Source organism: Rhodococcoides kroppenstedtii (genome assembly GCF_900111805.1).
Lineage (GTDB): Bacteria > Actinomycetota > Actinomycetes > Mycobacteriales > Mycobacteriaceae > Rhodococcoides > Rhodococcoides kroppenstedtii.
The window spans coordinates 38587-54230 of record NZ_FOJN01000005.1; the positions used below are offsets into that span (position 1 = coordinate 38587).

General features: G+C 69.9%; 11 protein-coding genes. 5 read left to right on the forward strand and 6 right to left on the reverse strand.

What is annotated here, in order from left to right; translation table 11 throughout:
* Window positions 1-43: 43 nt before the first annotated feature.
* From BMZ18_RS07355 to BMZ18_RS07365, 3 genes are read right to left on the reverse strand one after another with little or no spacing between them, the layout of a single operon-like run.
* The gene (locus tag BMZ18_RS07355; RefSeq protein WP_068101202.1) at window positions 44-1039 is read right to left on the reverse strand and encodes a VWA domain-containing protein; all 996 of its coding nucleotides are present in this window, start codon (window positions 1037-1039) and stop codon (window positions 44-46) included.
* Entirely contained in the window at window positions 1036-1986 is a 951-nt protein-coding gene (locus BMZ18_RS07360) for a DUF58 domain-containing protein (protein ID WP_068101199.1), read from the reverse strand. Before BMZ18_RS07360 ends, BMZ18_RS07355 begins: the two co-directional genes overlap by 4 nt.
* Window positions 1983-3170 (reverse strand): AAA family ATPase, encoded by a 1188-nt coding sequence (locus BMZ18_RS07365; RefSeq protein ID WP_083400186.1) that lies wholly within the window; start codon window positions 3168-3170, stop codon window positions 1983-1985. Before BMZ18_RS07365 ends, BMZ18_RS07360 begins: the two co-directional genes overlap by 4 nt.
* A 280-nt stretch (window positions 3171-3450) precedes the next feature.
* On the opposite strand from BMZ18_RS07365, the gene BMZ18_RS07370 reads away from it, so the two are divergent.
* The gene (locus tag BMZ18_RS07370) at window positions 3451-5358 is read left to right on the forward strand and encodes an HNH endonuclease signature motif containing protein (protein WP_074922065.1); all 1908 of its coding nucleotides are present in this window, start codon (window positions 3451-3453) and stop codon (window positions 5356-5358) included.
* Between the two features lie 19 nt (window positions 5359-5377).
* Here BMZ18_RS07370 and BMZ18_RS07375 read toward each other — a convergent pair whose 3' ends face one another.
* Both BMZ18_RS07375 and BMZ18_RS07380 read right to left on the reverse strand, forming a co-directional pair.
* Window positions 5378-6967 carry an NlpC/P60 family protein gene (locus tag BMZ18_RS07375; RefSeq protein ID WP_074922067.1) on the reverse strand — a complete coding sequence of 530 codons (1590 nt, stop codon included), beginning with the start codon at window positions 6965-6967 and terminating at the stop codon, window positions 5378-5380.
* Window positions 6968-7279: 312 nt separating this feature from the next.
* Entirely contained in the window at window positions 7280-7864 is a 585-nt protein-coding gene (locus tag BMZ18_RS07380) for an Rv1476 family membrane protein (protein ID WP_068363294.1), read from the reverse strand.
* Between the two features lie 317 nt (window positions 7865-8181).
* Here BMZ18_RS07380 and acnA point away from each other — a divergent pair, with 317 nt between their 5' ends.
* The 3 genes from acnA (at window position 8182) to BMZ18_RS07395 (ending at window position 13155) form a co-directional block, all read left to right on the forward strand.
* Window positions 8182-10986: an aconitate hydratase AcnA gene (gene acnA, locus BMZ18_RS07385; protein WP_068101190.1), complete on the forward strand. Its 2805-nt coding sequence runs from the start codon at window positions 8182-8184 to the stop codon at window positions 10984-10986.
* 115 nt (window positions 10987-11101) lie between these two features.
* Complete coding sequence (locus BMZ18_RS07390; protein ID WP_068101187.1) at window positions 11102-11671, forward strand: TetR/AcrR family transcriptional regulator; 570 nt, start codon at window positions 11102-11104, stop codon at window positions 11669-11671.
* Window positions 11668-13155: an acetyl-CoA acetyltransferase gene (locus BMZ18_RS07395; protein ID WP_068363292.1), complete on the forward strand. Its 1488-nt coding sequence runs from the start codon at window positions 11668-11670 to the stop codon at window positions 13153-13155. The genes BMZ18_RS07390 and BMZ18_RS07395 overlap by 4 nt, the downstream gene beginning before the upstream one ends.
* Here BMZ18_RS07395 and BMZ18_RS07400 read toward each other — a convergent pair.
* On the reverse strand, window positions 13142-14773 hold the full coding sequence (locus BMZ18_RS07400; protein ID WP_068363289.1) for an ABC-F family ATP-binding cassette domain-containing protein: 1632 nt from the start codon (window positions 14771-14773) through the stop codon (window positions 13142-13144). The genes BMZ18_RS07395 and BMZ18_RS07400 overlap by 14 nt on opposite strands.
* 100 nt (window positions 14774-14873) lie before the next feature.
* Here BMZ18_RS07400 and BMZ18_RS07405 point away from each other — a divergent pair, with 100 nt between their 5' ends.
* On the forward strand, window positions 14874-15644 hold the full coding sequence (locus tag BMZ18_RS07405) for an SDR family oxidoreductase (RefSeq protein ID WP_068101180.1): 771 nt from the start codon (window positions 14874-14876) through the stop codon (window positions 15642-15644).

The window sequence follows — 15644 nt, forward strand, 5'->3', positions numbered from 1 at the left end:
CGATCGAGGGCCGGACGGCCCGCCGGTACTCTACCGACGTGCGTCAGGGCACCCGTTGGCGCAGCGACAATGCTGTGACGAATCCTGCCGTGACGAACAGGACTCCGGCGATCAGCCAAGGCCGACTGGCGTCGCCGCGCGTGGTCTCGAATCCGATCTGCTCTTCGAGGGTGTCGTAGACCTCGGTGAGTTCCTCGAGGCTCGACGCGGTGAAGAAACTGCCGCCGGACAGGTTCGCGATCTCCTCGAGCGACGGGTCGTCGACGGGGACCGCGACGCGTTGGGTGTCGCCCTGCTCGTCGGTGATGTCGACGGTGCCGAAGCTGGTGCCGAAGGAGATCGTCGAGATGGGAATGCCCTTGGCTTCGGCCTCCCGGGCCGCGGTGTACCCGCCCCGCGGGTCGTCGGGATCGTCCGGCACCGTCTGTTTCCCGTCGGAGAGCAGCACGATGCGGGCGGGCGGGGCCGCGTCCGAACCGCCGAGCACCGCCGCGAGGGTGTCGATGGACTGCATGGCCGTGAAGATCGCCTCTCCGGTCGCCGTCCGCTCGGCCAGCTGCAACCGGTCGATGGCCGACTTGGTCGCGTCCCGGTCGACCGTCGGGGACACGAGCACCGAGGCCGTCCCCGCGAACGCGACGAGTCCGAGGTTGATGCCGGGCGTGAGCCCGTCGGCGAACTGCTTGCCCGCCTCCTGAGCAGCGGCCAGGCGGGTCGGTTCGACGTCGGTGGCCTCCATGGACAACGACACGTCGACCACCAGCATCACGGTGGCGCGGTTGCGGGGTACCCGCTGGTCGGACGTGGGACCGGCCAGTGCGATCCCGAGGAACAGCAGTCCGACGAGCATCAGCGCCGTGGGGAGATGACGTAATCGGCCGGGGCGGGCGGGGGCGACCCGCTCGAGCAGTTCCAGGTTGGTGAAGCGGAGTGTGTTGCGCACCCGCCGGCGTTGCGCCCACACGTAGGCGACGACGAGGCCGACCACCACCAGGAGGAACAGCAACCACCAGGGCGCAGAGAATCCGGAGAGGCTCATCGCGTGCTCGCCCCCACGCTCGCGCCGAAGCGTCGCCGGGACACGAATCGGACGACGTCGGCGATCCAGTCGCCGTCCGTCCGCAAGGTCAACCGCGGTGCATTGCAACCACGCAGGATCTTCTCGACGTCGCGCCGGTGATCACTCGCGGCGCGCGCGAAGTCGGATCGGAGTTGCGGCGTCACGGAGAACTCGCGGGTGCGCCCCGACTCCGGATCGTGCAGCACCACGTCACCGACGTCGGGAAGCTCGAGATCGCGCGGGTCCAACACCTCGACGGCGAGCACGTCGTGACGCGCCGCGATCGCCCGTAGCGGGCGCTCCCAGTCGGTCGATCCGAGGAAGTCGCTGACCACGACGGCGAGGCCGCGCCGACGTTCCGGGCGTCGGAGCGAGTCGATCGCGCCGGCCAGATCGCCGCGAGTGCCCTCCGCGGCGTGGGGCGTGGTGGCGATGGTCTTCAGCAGCGACTGCAGATGGGGCCGTCCCCCGCGCGCGGGTACGCGTACGACGCGGTCGCCGGTGGTGATCACCGCGCCCAGGCGATTGCCGCCACCGCTGGTGAGGTGCGCGATCGCCGCGGCCGCCGCCACCACCAGGTCGCGCTTCTCGCAACCGGCCGTTCCGAAATCGAGACTGGCGGACAGGTCGATCGCCAGCCACGTCTCCAACTCCCGGTCCGCCACGGTCTGACGAACGTGGGGCTGAGTCGTCCGCGCCGTCACCGACCAGTCCATCCGACGGACGTCGTCGCCGGGCTGATACTCGCGGGCGTCACCCGGCTCCGAACCCGGACCGGGGATCAAGCCGAGATGATCGCCGTGCAACACGCCGTCGAGACGACGACGAACCGTCAGCTCCAGGGTGCGCAGCGCCGACGTCAGCCGGGGATCCTCCAGCGACCCCGACGCGAACGACGGGGGCCGACCATGCTCGGTGTCCGTCACCGCGACGAATCGGTCGCCGAAGCCTGCTGGGATGCCGGGCCCTGCTGCGGTGACGGGCCCTGCTGCGGTGACGGGCCCTGCTGCGGTGCCGGGACCTGCTGCGGTGCCGGGACCTGCTGGGGGTTCGGGCCCTGCTGCGGTGCCGGGACCTGCTGGGGGTTCGGGCCCTGCTGAGGCGCGGGACCCTGCTGGGGCGGTCGGGTCTGCTGGGGCACGGCCTGGACCCCGACCTGCGGAAGGCCCACGGTCTGCAGAACGCGCGTGATGACTTGCTCGGGGGTCACCTCGTCGGCCAACGCGTCGTAGGACAACACGAGCCGGTGGCGCAGCACGTCGGGAATCACCTCCAGGACGTCCTGGGGAACCACGTAGTCGCGACCGCGCAGCAGCGCGAGGGCGCGGGAGGCCGCGATGATGCCCAGTGTCGCGCGCGGGGACGCACCGTAGGCAATCCAGGACGCGACGTCGTCGAGCCCGACGTCGCGGGGGTTGCGCGTCGCCGCGATGACCCGAACCACGTAGTCGACCAGTGCGTGGTGCACGAACACCGACGCCGCGATCTTCTGCAACCGCACCAACTCGTCGGGGTTCAGCACCTGCTGGGGCGTCGGCGGTGCGACGCCCATGCGGTAGACGATCTCCCGCTCTTCTTCCACCGACGGGTAATCGACGACCACCTTGAACAGGAATCGGTCACGCTGGGCCTCCGGCAAGGGGTAGACGCCCTCGTTCTCGATGGGGTTCTGCGTGGCCATCACCAGGAACGGATCCGGCATCGGGTACGTACGACCGCCGATGGACACGTGCCGTTCGGCCATGACCTCGAGCAGCGCCGACTGCACCTTGGCGGGTGCGCGGTTGATCTCGTCCGCGAGAACGAAATTGGCGACCACCGGGCCGAGCTCGATGTCGAACTCCTCCTTGCCCTGCCGGAAGATCCGAGTGCCGATCAGGTCGGTCGGGACGAGGTCAGGGGTGAACTGGACGCGGGAGAACGAGCCGCCGACCACCGTCGCGAACGTCTCGACGGCCAGCGTCTTCGCCACGCCGGGAACACCTTCGAGCAGCACGTGGCCGCGGGCCAGCAACCCGACGAGGATGCGCTCGACCAGCCGGTCCTGACCCACGATGACCCGTTTGACCTCGTAGACGGCCTTCTCGAGCGTCTGCACGTCCCGCGCCATGTCGGTCGTGTCGGTCTCTCGTGAGGTCACCTTCGGAACCACCGCTTTCTGCCCGGGACACCGCGCGCCGGATGCCCTGTGTGCACTGCTGACCTCCCCCACTATGGCAGGTGTCACCGACAGACGACCGGTAGCGGTGACGACGGGCGGCCCGGGTGCTCTGCGAAACGCCGTCGGCCTACTCCCCCGCTGGAGCCACGGGGTTCGTGCGTGCGTGTCATGGACCGTGTCGGTGGGTGCCGGTACACTCGAACATACGAGCGACTGGGGGGTCGAAGGCATGGTCGGTGTGCAGGTGGGGGCAGGTGCGACGGGCACCGTTCCGTGGGCTGCGCTCGACCACGCTGCGCTCGGTCTTCCCGCCACCACCGACCTCCCCTCCGCCCGGGCGCTGGACACTCTGGTCCACGCTGCCGCCGGCGTCGCCTACCTGAAGTGGTTCGAATACCGACTCGCCGCCGCCATGCACGCCGAACTGGTCGAGCCGTTCGAGGACGAGGACCGACGCGAGCTCGATGCGTTCACCCGCTGCGCCGCCACCATCGCCACCACCCTGTCGATCACCCAGGGGGCCGCCCGCACCTTGCTCACCGACGCCGTCGCGTTGCGGGACCGGCTCCCTCTCGTGGCGGAATGCCTGCGGGACGGTGTCGTCACCCCGCACCACATCCGCACCATCGTCTCCCGCACCGAACTGATCGACGGGCAGTGCTACGCCGCCCTGGTCGACGCCGACATCGCCCGCGCCCTCCGCAGACCCGGGTCGTGGTCGCCGGCGCGGATGGAGGTAATGGTCGACAAGATGGTGCACCGCCGTGATCCCGACGCCGTCCGCGAACGCCGAGACGCCGCGAAGCAGAATCGGGAGTTCACCGTCGAGACCGGCCGCGACGGCATGGCCACCGCCATGGACACCCGGTCGGCCGAAGACGTCGCCGCTCTCGCCGAGGCTGTGCGGCGACTGGCGGAGCAGGTGTGCCCGAAGGACACCCGCTCCAAGGCGGCGCGCGCGTCCGATGCGCACTACGCGTTGGTCACCCAGACGGAGTTCGGGTGTGACTGCGACCGCCCCATCACCGACTGCCGCTACAAGAACATCGACCTGGAGAAGTTCGCGGCGACCGCGCCGCGAATCGTGATCCACCTCGTCACCGACACCACCACCCTCGACGGCCCCGTCCCGGCGCCGGAGGCCGAGCGAGTCTGCCGGTCGACCCAGCACCCAGCGCGACCGGACATGGGCCACTCGGATGTACCGCTGCGGCCCGGCGCCGATCCCACCGCGAACGCGGCCGGAGCCGAGACGATCGCACCGAAACCGGTTACGACGGATCCGGTTACGGCGGAACCGGATACTACGGAAACGGTTGCTACGGAAACGGTTGCTACGGAAACGGTTGCTACGAAAACGGTTGCGGCGAAACCGGAGTTCTCGGACCGGCCGAACGTCACCGCGGACGCCGATCGGATCGATACCGCCGGAGCCGGTGACAACTCACGGAGGTGCGAGGAGCCCGTCGGCCTCGACACCGTCGACGGCGTCGGATTCCTCCCCGGCATCGGCATAATCTCCGGCGGCCACGTCCGCGACCTCGCCGCCGACCCCCGCACCGTCATCCGACCATTGGGCGACGGCACCGACACCCCACTGCCGGCGACGCAACCGTCGAACCCCTACCGGCCTTCCGCCGCCCTCGACGCGTACATCCGTGCCCGGGATTTGTTCTGCACCTGGCCCGGCTGCAACCGACCCGCGTGGGACGGCGACCTCGACCACATCACCGAATACGACCACACCCACCCCGAGCGGGGCGGGCGTACCGACGCGACCGGACTCGGCGCCAAATGCCGCTTCCACCACCTACTGAAAACGTTCGGGGACTTCGTCGACGACCAGTACCCCGACCCGGCCGACCCGAGCCGGCTGATCCGCACCATCACCATCCCCGACGGGCGCACCGTCCTCGGACCGGCGTTCACCGGCCACGACGTCCACCCCGGACTGGACGCCATCGTCTTCGGCAACCCGCCGACCCCGCGCAAGCCGCCCCCGAAACCCACCGAGCGCCAACGACCTGCCCCACGCACCGAACAGAAACACGCCCGCCGCCGACAGGAACGTAACCGCAACCGAATCCGCAACGCCCCGAAGCGTCACCCACCCGATGACACCCCGCCCCCGTTCTGACGGGAAGGGTCGGCGTGGGTCACTCCACCATGCGCACGGCGTACGGCGTCATGCCGCTCCACCGCACCGGTGACACCTTCACCACGTCGCCCGACTGCGGCGCCTCGAGCATGGTGCCGTCACCGAGGTACAGCGCCACGTGCTGCGATGCGCCCGGACCCCAGAACAGCATGTCGCCGCGCTTCATCTGCGACGACGGAACCTGCTTGCCCGCGGTGTACTGATAGCCGGTGTAGTGCGGAAGGGAGATGCCCAGGCCGCCGAAGGCGTACATCATCAACCCGGAGCAGTCGAAGCCCACCTTGTTGTAGTCGCCGTAGCTGTCCGCGACACCGCCGTCACGAATGCCCTTGGTGGGTCCGTTCTCGTTACCCCCACCCCACGAGTACGGCGTCCCCAGCACCGACATGCCGCGGTCGATCACCAACTCGATCGCCGCACTGCCGGTCACCGCGGGCTTGCCGACACTCGGCTTGCTCGGCGTGGTCGTGCCCCCGCTCGACGTGCCCGAGCCCGACGTCCCCGAGCCACCCGAGGTCCCCGAGCCACCCGAGGTCCCCGAGCCACCCGACGTACTCGTGCCGGACCCGGAGGACGTCCCGGCCTCCGGTCGGGTCGCCCCGACGAGGTCGGTGTGGTCGGGGGCGGCCGCAGCCGCCGCCGCTGCGCGGTCGGCTGCGGCCTGATCGGCGGCGACCCGTGCTGCGGCTGCTGCGGCCGCCTGTTCGGCCTGCCGAGCGGCCTCGGCCGCGGCGGCTTCCTCTGCTTGGCGCTGGGCGTCCCACCGGGTGTACGCGTCACGCTGACCTTCGAGGCCTGCGGCGCCGGCACGGGCGGATTCCAGCTCGGCGGCGGCCGCGTCGCGGTTGGCCTCGACGGCCGCCTTGCGTGCGGACTGGTCCTGCTGCGCGGCGACCGCAGCGGCGATGGCCTGTTCCGCCTCGGCCTTCTTCGCGTCGGCGGCGGCGGAAGCGCGGTCCGCCTCGAGCTTGCTCGCTCGGGCGGCCGAGTCCCGGTTGGCCTGTTCGGTGCGGGCGCGCTGGAGGCCGTCGAGCACGGCGTTCTGCTTCGCGGAGAGCAACCGCAGCAGCTGGGCGCGGTCGAGCACGTCCTGCGGCCCGTCGGCGTCCAGAAGGGACGATGCGCCGGCAGCTCCGGTGCCGCGGATGTAGTCGGTGACGGCGGCACTGTCGAACTTGCGCTGCGCATCCGTGATGACCTGGCCGGCGTCCTGGAGCGCGCGTTGCGCCAGGGTCACCGCGGCGGCCGCGGCGTCGGCCGCGGAGCGCGCGTTCTGGAGGTCGACGAGGGCCTTGTTGACGTCCTCGCGCTTGACGGCGACGGCGGCGTCGAGCGCAGCGAGTTGCTGGTTCGCGGCGGCGACGCGGTCGATGAGGTCGCTGACGCGGGCGATGCCGTCGCCGACCCGTGCCTGCGCGCCGGCGATGTCGGCGTCCGACGGATTGGGGGGTGGGGGCGGGACGGCCGAGGCGAGGGGCGGGTTGACTGCCGTCGCGACGGAGAGTGCCAGCAGGACCGCGACACCGATCGACCGACGCCGGGCACGGCCCGCAGCGCTCCGTCGACCCCTCAGGCCGGTTCGACTCACCTGTGTCTCCCTCGTGTCCCCACCGCGCTGGTGTCGGCCGCGCGTGTCACCCCGCAGCGCCGAGGGAAGGCACGACGCAGCACGGATACGACGGATCGACACCGATCGTCACGCCCGACACGCACGACCCGGAGACCACGAACGCCCCTCTGCGACACTTCTTCCCCAAGCAGTGCCACGAGAACCGTACGACACTCTGACCGCTGAGGGAACTCCAGTCACAAATGACACAGTTGTCGTTCGACATCGGCATCTGCGCTGATCAGGTGGTTGTCCGGAAATGGCCGGACAAAATTTCTTCGGGAGATTTCCCTAGTCGTTCGCCCGCACGGCGTCCGTGGTGGTGACATGCCTCGAGTCGGCCGTATCCGACACTGCGGTCGTTCCCGCGGCACCGGGCATGTCGGCGTCCTGTGCGGATCCGTCCTGCCGTGCCCGGAACCGGCGTGCGTTGGCCCACCCCGTGGCACCCAGGACCAGCGCGACCAGGGCCACGAGGGCGAGCGTCAGCCCGGTCCAGGACGGACCCGGCGCGACCACGACGTCGAGGAACTGGTTCGCCGACAGGACGGGGTCGGACGTGTAGGCACTGTCCTGGCCTGCTTCCAGCGTCACGCGGTCGATGCTGTCGCTGAACGTGCCCACCTGGCCGGGACCGAGCACCAGGACGGTGCCCCCGTCGGCGGCGCCCACTTCGGTGGCCAGATCCCGCAGGTGCGAGTCGAGCCGGGCCGGCTCCTCGAGCACCACCACGTTCAGGGTGATGCCCTCGTCCTGCGCCCGTGCCACGACGGACTCGAGGCCGGGGACCAACTCGGCCGGCGCCGAAACGCCGTCGTCGGCGACGTCGGCCAGGGTCGACGGAACGTCCACGAACGGCGGAATCTCCGCCGCCACGGGGGCAGCGTGAACCGGGACGGAATGTGAGAGCGACATCGCGCCTGAACCCTACGGCACGGTCGGCTCCCGGACCCCGCTCGTTGCACCTGTGTCGCCGGTGGAGAACGATGAGGGCCGTACGCCGGTCCACGGCGCGCCGACCGGACACGGTTCGCGCCTTTCTTACAGGACAAGCGTACTGTTAGGATCGAACCGAGAGAGCAGCGGCGCCGGATCCAGCCCGATCCGACCCGATCGCGGGTGACCCGCTTCCTCTCGTAGACCGTCGACACAGCCCCGTCGGCGGTAGCGAAGAGAAGACGACTGGAGCTGACGTGAGCGCAAGTATCGATTCGTTCGGCGCGAAGGGAACGCTGGAGGTCGGAGAGAACTCGTACGAGATCTTCCGTCTGAACGCCGTCCCCGGCACCGAGAAGCTGCCCTACGCACTGAAGGTTCTCGCCGAGAACCTTCTGCGCACCGAGGACGGCGCCAACATCACCAAGGATCACATCGACGCGATCGCGAACTGGGATGCGTCCGCCGATCCGTCCATCGAGATCCAGTTCACCCCGGCCCGGGTGATCATGCAGGACTTCACCGGTGTGCCCTGCATCGTCGACCTCGCCACCATGCGTGAGGCTGTCACCGCTCTCGGCGGCGATCCGGAGAAGGTCAACCCCCTCGCCCCCGCCGAGATGGTCATCGACCACTCCGTCATCATCGACGTCTTCGGTCGCGCCGACGCCTTCGAGCGCAACGTCGACATCGAGTACCAGCGCAACGGCGAGCGCTACCAGTTCCTGCGCTGGGGCCAGGGCGCGTTCGACGACTTCAAGGTCGTCCCGCCCGGCACCGGCATCGTGCACCAGGTCAACATCGAGCACCTCGCGCGCACCGTCATGGTCCGGAACGGTCAGGCCTACCCCGACACCTGCGTCGGCACCGACTCGCACACCACCATGGTCAACGGCCTCGGTGTGCTCGGCTGGGGCGTCGGCGGCATCGAGGCCGAGGCGGCCATGCTCGGCCAGCCCGTCTCCATGCTCATCCCCCGCGTCGTCGGCTTCAAGCTCACCGGTGAGATCAAGCCGGGCGTGACCGCGACCGACGTCGTCCTCACGGTCACCGACATGCTGCGCCAGCACGGCGTCGTCGGTAAGTTCGTCGAGTTCTACGGCAAGGGTGTCGCCGAGGTGCCGCTGGCCAACCGCGCGACCCTGGGCAACATGAGCCCCGAGTTCGGCTCCACCGCCGCGATCTTCCCGATCGACGACGAGACGGTCTCCTACCTGCGGCTCACCGGTCGCTCGGAGGAGCAGCTGGCCCTGGTCGAGGCGTACGCCAAGGAACAGGGCATGTGGCACGACCCCGAGAACGAGCCGGCGTACTCCGAGTACCTCGAGCTCGACCTCGGCGACGTGGTCCCCTCCATCGCCGGACCCAAGCGTCCGCAGGACCGAATCCTGCTCTCGGACAGCAAAACCGCGTTCCGCAAGGACATCCACAACTACGTGGGCGGCGAGAAGACCGATGCGACGCCGTCCAAGCTGGACGAGGCCCTCGACGAGACCTTCCCCGGTTCCGACCCGGCCACGCTGTCCTTCGCGGACGACGACGCCGCACCGCTGCACTCCGCCGCGAACGGTTCCGAGGGACGCCCCACCAACCCGGTGCGGGTGCAGTCCGAGGAGCAGGGCTCCTTCGTTCTCGACCACGGCGCCGTCGCCATCGCGTCGATCACGTCCTGCACCAACACCTCCAACCCGTCGGTCATGCTCGGTGCGGCCCTGCTGGCGAAGAACGCCGTCGACAAGGGCCTGACCAGCAAGCCGTGGGTCAAGACCTCGATGGCGCCCGGCTCGCAGGTGGTCACCGACTACTACGACAAGGCCGGCCTCTGGCCGTTCCTCGAGAAGCTCGGCTTCTACCTCGTGGGCTACGGCTGCGCCACCTGCATCGGCAACTCGGGCCCGCTGGACCCGAAGATCTCCGAGGCGATCCAGGACAACGACCTCACGGTCACCGCGGTGCTCTCCGGTAACCGCAACTTCGAGGGACGCATCTCCCCCGACGTGAAGATGAACTACCTGGCCTCGCCGCCGCTGGTGATCGCGTACGCACTGGCCGGCACCATGGACTTCGACTTCGAGCACGACGCGCTCGGTCAGGACTCCGAGGGCAACGACGTCTTCCTGAAGGACATCTGGCCCTCCCCCAAGGAGATCCAGGACACGATCGACTCGTCGATCTCGAAGGAGATGTACACCAAGGGCTACGCCGACGTCTTCAAGGGCGACGAGCGCTGGCGCGGACTGCCCACCCCGGACGGCAAGACGTTCGAGTGGGACAGCGAGTCCACCTACGTGCGGAAGCCTCCGTACTTCGACGGCATGCCGAAGGATCCGGAGCCCGTCTCCGACATCACCGGTGCCCGCGTCCTGGCGCTGCTGGGTGACTCGGTCACGACCGACCACATCTCGCCGGCCGGTGCCATCAAGCCGGGAACACCGGCGGCGCAGTACCTCGACGAGCACGGCGTGGAGCGCAAGGACTACAACTCCTTCGGTTCGCGACGTGGCAACCACGAGGTGATGATCCGCGGCACGTTCGCGAACATCCGTCTGCGCAACCAGCTCCTCGACGACGTCTCGGGCGGCTACACCCGCGACTTCACGCAGGACGGTGGCCCGCAGGCCTTCATCTACGACGCGTCGCAGAACTACCAGGAGGCCGGCATCCCGCTGGTCGTGCTGGGCGGCAAGGAGTACGGCTCCGGCTCGTCGCGCGACTGGGCGGCCAAGGGCACGCGCCTGCTCGGCGTCAAGGCGGTCATCACCGAGTCGTTCGAGCGCATCCACCGCTCCAACCTCATCGGAATGGGCGTCGTGCCGCTGCAGTTCCCGCAGGGCGAGTCGGCGGCGTCGCTGAAGCTCGACGGCACCGAGACCTTCGACATCTCCGGCATCACGGAGCTGAACGAGGGCCGCACGCCCAAGACGATGCACGTCACCGCGACCAAGGAGAACGGCGAGAAGATCGAGTTCGACGCCGTGGTTCGCATCGACACCCCCGGTGAGGCGGAGTACTACCGCAACGGCGGCATCCTGCAGTACGTGCTGCGCAACATGATCGGCTGAGTCCGACCAGGATATCGACCGGTCCGTAGCCGGACACCCCACGCGGAACGCGCACGATCGCTCGGCGGTCGTGCGCGTTCTGCGATGGTGCCCCGAGAAGAACAGGAGACGGAAAGTGCCGAAGGTCAGCGAGGACCACCTCGCCGCTCGTCGCGGTCAGATCCTCGACGGTGCCCGGCGCTGTTTCGCCGCGTACGGCTACGAGGGCGCCACCGTCCGTCGGCTCGAGGAGGCCACCGGGCTGTCCCGCGGCGCGATCTTCCACCATTTCAAGGACAAGGACGGGCTCTTCCTCGCCCTCGCGCGGGACGACGCCCACCGTATGGCCGACGTCGCCGCGGACCAGGGCCTCGTACAGGTCATGCGGGACATGCTGGCCGCACCCGAGGACTTCGACTGGCTCGGCACGCGTCTCGAGATCGCGCGCCGCCTCAAGACCGACGCCGAGTTCCGGGCCGGATGGACGGAACGCTCGGTGGAACTGCGTGGGGCCGTGCTCGCGCGCCTCGAGCGTCAGCGGTCCGCGGGCCGACTGCGTGACGACGTGCCCACCACGGTCCTGCTGAGCTTTCTCGACCTGGTCATGGACGGGTTGGTGACCCGCCTGGCCTCCGGGCAGGACACCGACGACCTGTCCGCCGTCCTCGACCTGGTCGAGGAATCCGTCCGACGGGAGCGCGCATGACCGGGATCGATCCACGCCGACTGCCGGTGATCGTCGGCGTCGCCGACCTCTCCCGCGGCTCGGCGACCCGGCCGCCGACACCGGCGGAACCGCTCGATCTCGTCGACGACGCCGTCCAGCGTGCGCTGAGAGACACCGGCGCCTCGGGACTGGCGGACGCAGTGACGCGGGTGGACGCCGTCCGGACGACCAGTTGGCGGTACGACGATCTGCCCGGCCTGCTCGCCCGTCGTCACGGGTGGACCCTGCGGACGTCGTTCACGACGACGGTCGGCGGACACTGGCCGGTGGCGTTGCTGAACGCCGTCGCCGACGGGATCGCCGACGGATCCGACGACGTGGCTCTCGTGGTCGGCGGCGAGGCGCAGGCGTCGCTGCGGGGGCTGGGCAAGGCCGGTCGGGATCCGGTGGACGCCGGGTGGACCGCGGAACCCGGCGGACCGCCCGCCTTCGACCCGGAGGACCTCGGCAGCGCAGCCATGCAGCGCGCGGGCATCCTCGCTCCGGTCCAGATCTACCCGCTGTTCGAGAACGCCCGTGCGCACGCCCTCGGTCTCACCGCCGAGCGTGCTCGCGCAGAGTCGGCCGAACTGTACGCGCGGTTCTCCGCGGTGTCCGCGGACCACCCCGCGGCCTGGAACCCGGGTGCCCGCACCGCCGACGAGATCGCCTCCGTCGCAGCGGACAACCGGGCCGTCTCCGACGCCTATCCGCTGTCGATGAACGCCATGCCCTTCGTCGACCAGGCCGCGGCCGTGGTGGTGTGCTCGCTGCAGACCGCGCGTGAGAAGGGCGTTCCCGAGGATCGCGTCGTTCACGTGTGGGGTGGTGCGGGCGCCGCCGACACCCCGGACGTGGTGCGGCGCAGCAGTTTCGAGCACTCCCCCGCTCTCGCCTCCGTGATGGAGCGCCTGGGCGTCGCGGGTCCGCCGGCCCTCGTCGATGCCTACAGCTGCTTCCCGATCGTTCCCAAACTGCTGCTGGCAGAGCTGCAGTCGATCGGCGCGGCCGAGGACCTGCTGCCCACGCTGCTGGGCGGCCACTCGTTCTTCGGGGGTCCCCTGTCGAGCTACAGCCTCCACGGCATCGCCGAGGCGGTACGCCGGCTCCGCCGCGATCGCACCGCCGGCCCGGCTCTGGTCCACGCCAACGGTGGGTACCTGACGCACCAGCACGTCGTCCTGCTCGGCGCGGAACCGCGCCCCGAAGGACGGGTGGGTGACAGCGACGTCGTCACGATCGCACCGGGAGCGGCGGATGTCGTCACCGATCACCGCGGACCGGTCAGGGTCCTCACCGCGGCCACCACCTACGGACGGGACGGCACTCCCGACGCGACCCTGCTGATCGCCGAGACCGCGGACGGCCGCCGCGTCGCCGGACGCACGACGGCGTCCGGCGCGTGGCCCGATGCGCTCCCGCTGGTCGGGCGCACGATCGAGGTGACCGACGAGAACGGAGTGCTGGCTGTCAGGCCAGCGTGATGAGGTCCAGGTAGTCCTGCGACCAGTGGTCCTCGGTGCCGTCGGGCAGCAGGATCACGCGTTCGGGCGACAGCGCCTCGGCCGCTCCGGGATCATGCGTCACCAGCACCACCGCTCCCTTGTAGCTGCGCAGCGCCTCGAGGACCTGCTCGCGCGAGATGGGGTCGAGGTTGTTGGTCGGCTCGTCGAGCAGCAACACGTTCGCGGCCGAGGACACCAGGCCGGCCAGCGCGAGACGGGTCTTCTCACCGCCGGACAGCGTGCCGGCCGGTTGCTCGAGCTGCGGCCCGGTGAACATGAACGCACCCAGCAGCGACCGGAGTTCCTGCTCGGGAGTGTCGGGCGCGGCATGGCGCACGTTCTCCCAGACCGAGGCCATGTCGTCGAGCGTGTCGTGCTCCTGCGCGAAGTAGCCGATGCGCAGACCGTGGCCCGGCTCGAGACCGCCCGAGTCGGACTTCTCCGTCCCCGCCAGGATGCGCAGCAGCGTGGTCTTGCCCGCGCCGTTGAGTCCGAGCACCACCACGCGCGATCCCCGGTCGATCGCCAGATCGACGCCGGTGAAGATCTCGAGCGAGCCGTAGACCTTGGTGAGGTTCGACGCCATGAGCGGTGTCTTGCCGCAGGGCGCCGGCTCGGGGAATCGGATGTGCGCCACCCGGTCCGACACGCGTTCCTCGTCGAGGTTCGCGAGCAGCTTGTCGGCACGCTTGACCATGTTCTGCGCCGCGACGGCCTTGGTGGCCTTGGCGCCCATCTTCGCCGCCTGCGCCCGCAGTGCCGATGCCTTCTTCTCCGCGTTGGCGCGCTCGCGGCGTCGTCGCTGCTCGTCGGTGGCGCGTGCGTCGAGGTACTTCTTCCACCCCATGTTGTAGACGTCGGCCTCGCCGCGGACGGCGTCGAGGAACCACACGCGGTTCACCACGTCCGCGAGCAACTCGACGTCGTGGCTGATGACGATCAACCCGCCCTCGTGATTCTGCAGGAACCCGCGCAGCCAGGTGATGGAGTCCGCGTCGAGGTGGTTGGTCGGCTCGTCGAGCAGGAGGGTGGTGCCCGACCGGCCGCCGCTGCCGTCGGAGGCGGCGAAGAGGATGCGGGCGAGCTCGACCCGGCGACGCTGACCGCCGGAGAGCGTGCGCAGCGGCTGAGCGAGAATGCGGTCCGGCAGGCCCAGGCTGTTGGAGATGCGGGCGGCCTCGCTCTCGGCCTCGTACCCGCCGAGCGAGGCGAACCGCTCCTCGAGTTCCCCGTACTTCCGGACCGCCTTGTCCAGGCGTTCGTCGTCCGCGACCTCGGCCATCAGGGCCTGCTGCTTCTCCATCTTCCGGAGCAGCGAGTCGAGGCCACGCGCGGAGAGGACGCGATCCTTGGCCAGGACGTCGAGATCGCCCTCCTTGGGGTCCTGCGGGAGGTATCCCAGCTCGCCCGCGCGGGTGACGGACCCCGCGTAGGGCTCGCCCTCCCCCGCCAGGATGCGCAGCGTCGTCGTCTTGCCCGCGCCGTTGCGGCCCACCAGGCCGATCCGGTCGCCCGCCTGCACCCGCAGCGCGGGCCCCGGGGCGGAGAGAAGGGTGCGCACACCGGCACGAACCTCCAGGTCGGTGGCGGTGATCACGGCACGAACTCCCAACGTCGACGGTGCGGCAAACCCTCATTCTATCCGCCGCGAACCAGTGAATTCACCGCCCGAGAGTGACTCCGCTAACGTCTGCGCCATGAGCACCCACACCGATCTGCAGGGCCGCGTCGCCCTCGTCACCGGAGCGAGTCGCGGCATCGGCAAGGCCGTCGCCGCCGACCTGCTCGCCCGCGGCGCCGCGGTCACCATCACCGCGCGCAAGGAGGACCAGCTGAACGCCGCGGCGGAGGACCTGCGTGCCGCGGTGCCCGGCGGCGTCGTCCTGCCCATCGCGGGCAACGCCGGGGACGCGGACTCCCGGCAGTCCACCGTCGACCGGACCGTCGCGGAACTGGGATCGCTGGACATCCTCGTCAACAACACCGGGATCAATCCCGTCTACGGCGCCCTCATGGACGCCGACCTGGACGGGGTCAAGAAGATCTTCGACGTCAACGTCGTCGCCACCCTCGGGTACACGCAGCGCGCCTACCACGCCTGGATGGGTGAGCACGGCGGCGCGATCGTCAATCTCGCGAGTGTCGCCGGCCTGCGCTCGACCGGCGTCATCGCCGCCTACGGCGCCTCGAAGGCCGCCCTGATCCGGCTGACGGAGGAGCTCGCCTGGCAACTCGGACCCCGGATCCGCGTCAACGCGGTCGCGCCCGGCGTCGTCAAGACCAAGTTCGCGGAGGCCCTCGTCGCCGGCGGTGAGGACGCGGCGTCGCAGGGCTACCCGATGAAGCGACTGGGCACGCCCGAGGACGTCGCGGCGCTCGTCGGGTTCCTCGCCTCCGACGCCGCCTCCTGGATCACGGGCGAGACCGTGCGAGTCGACGGCGGGTTGCTGGCCACCGGATCGCTCTGA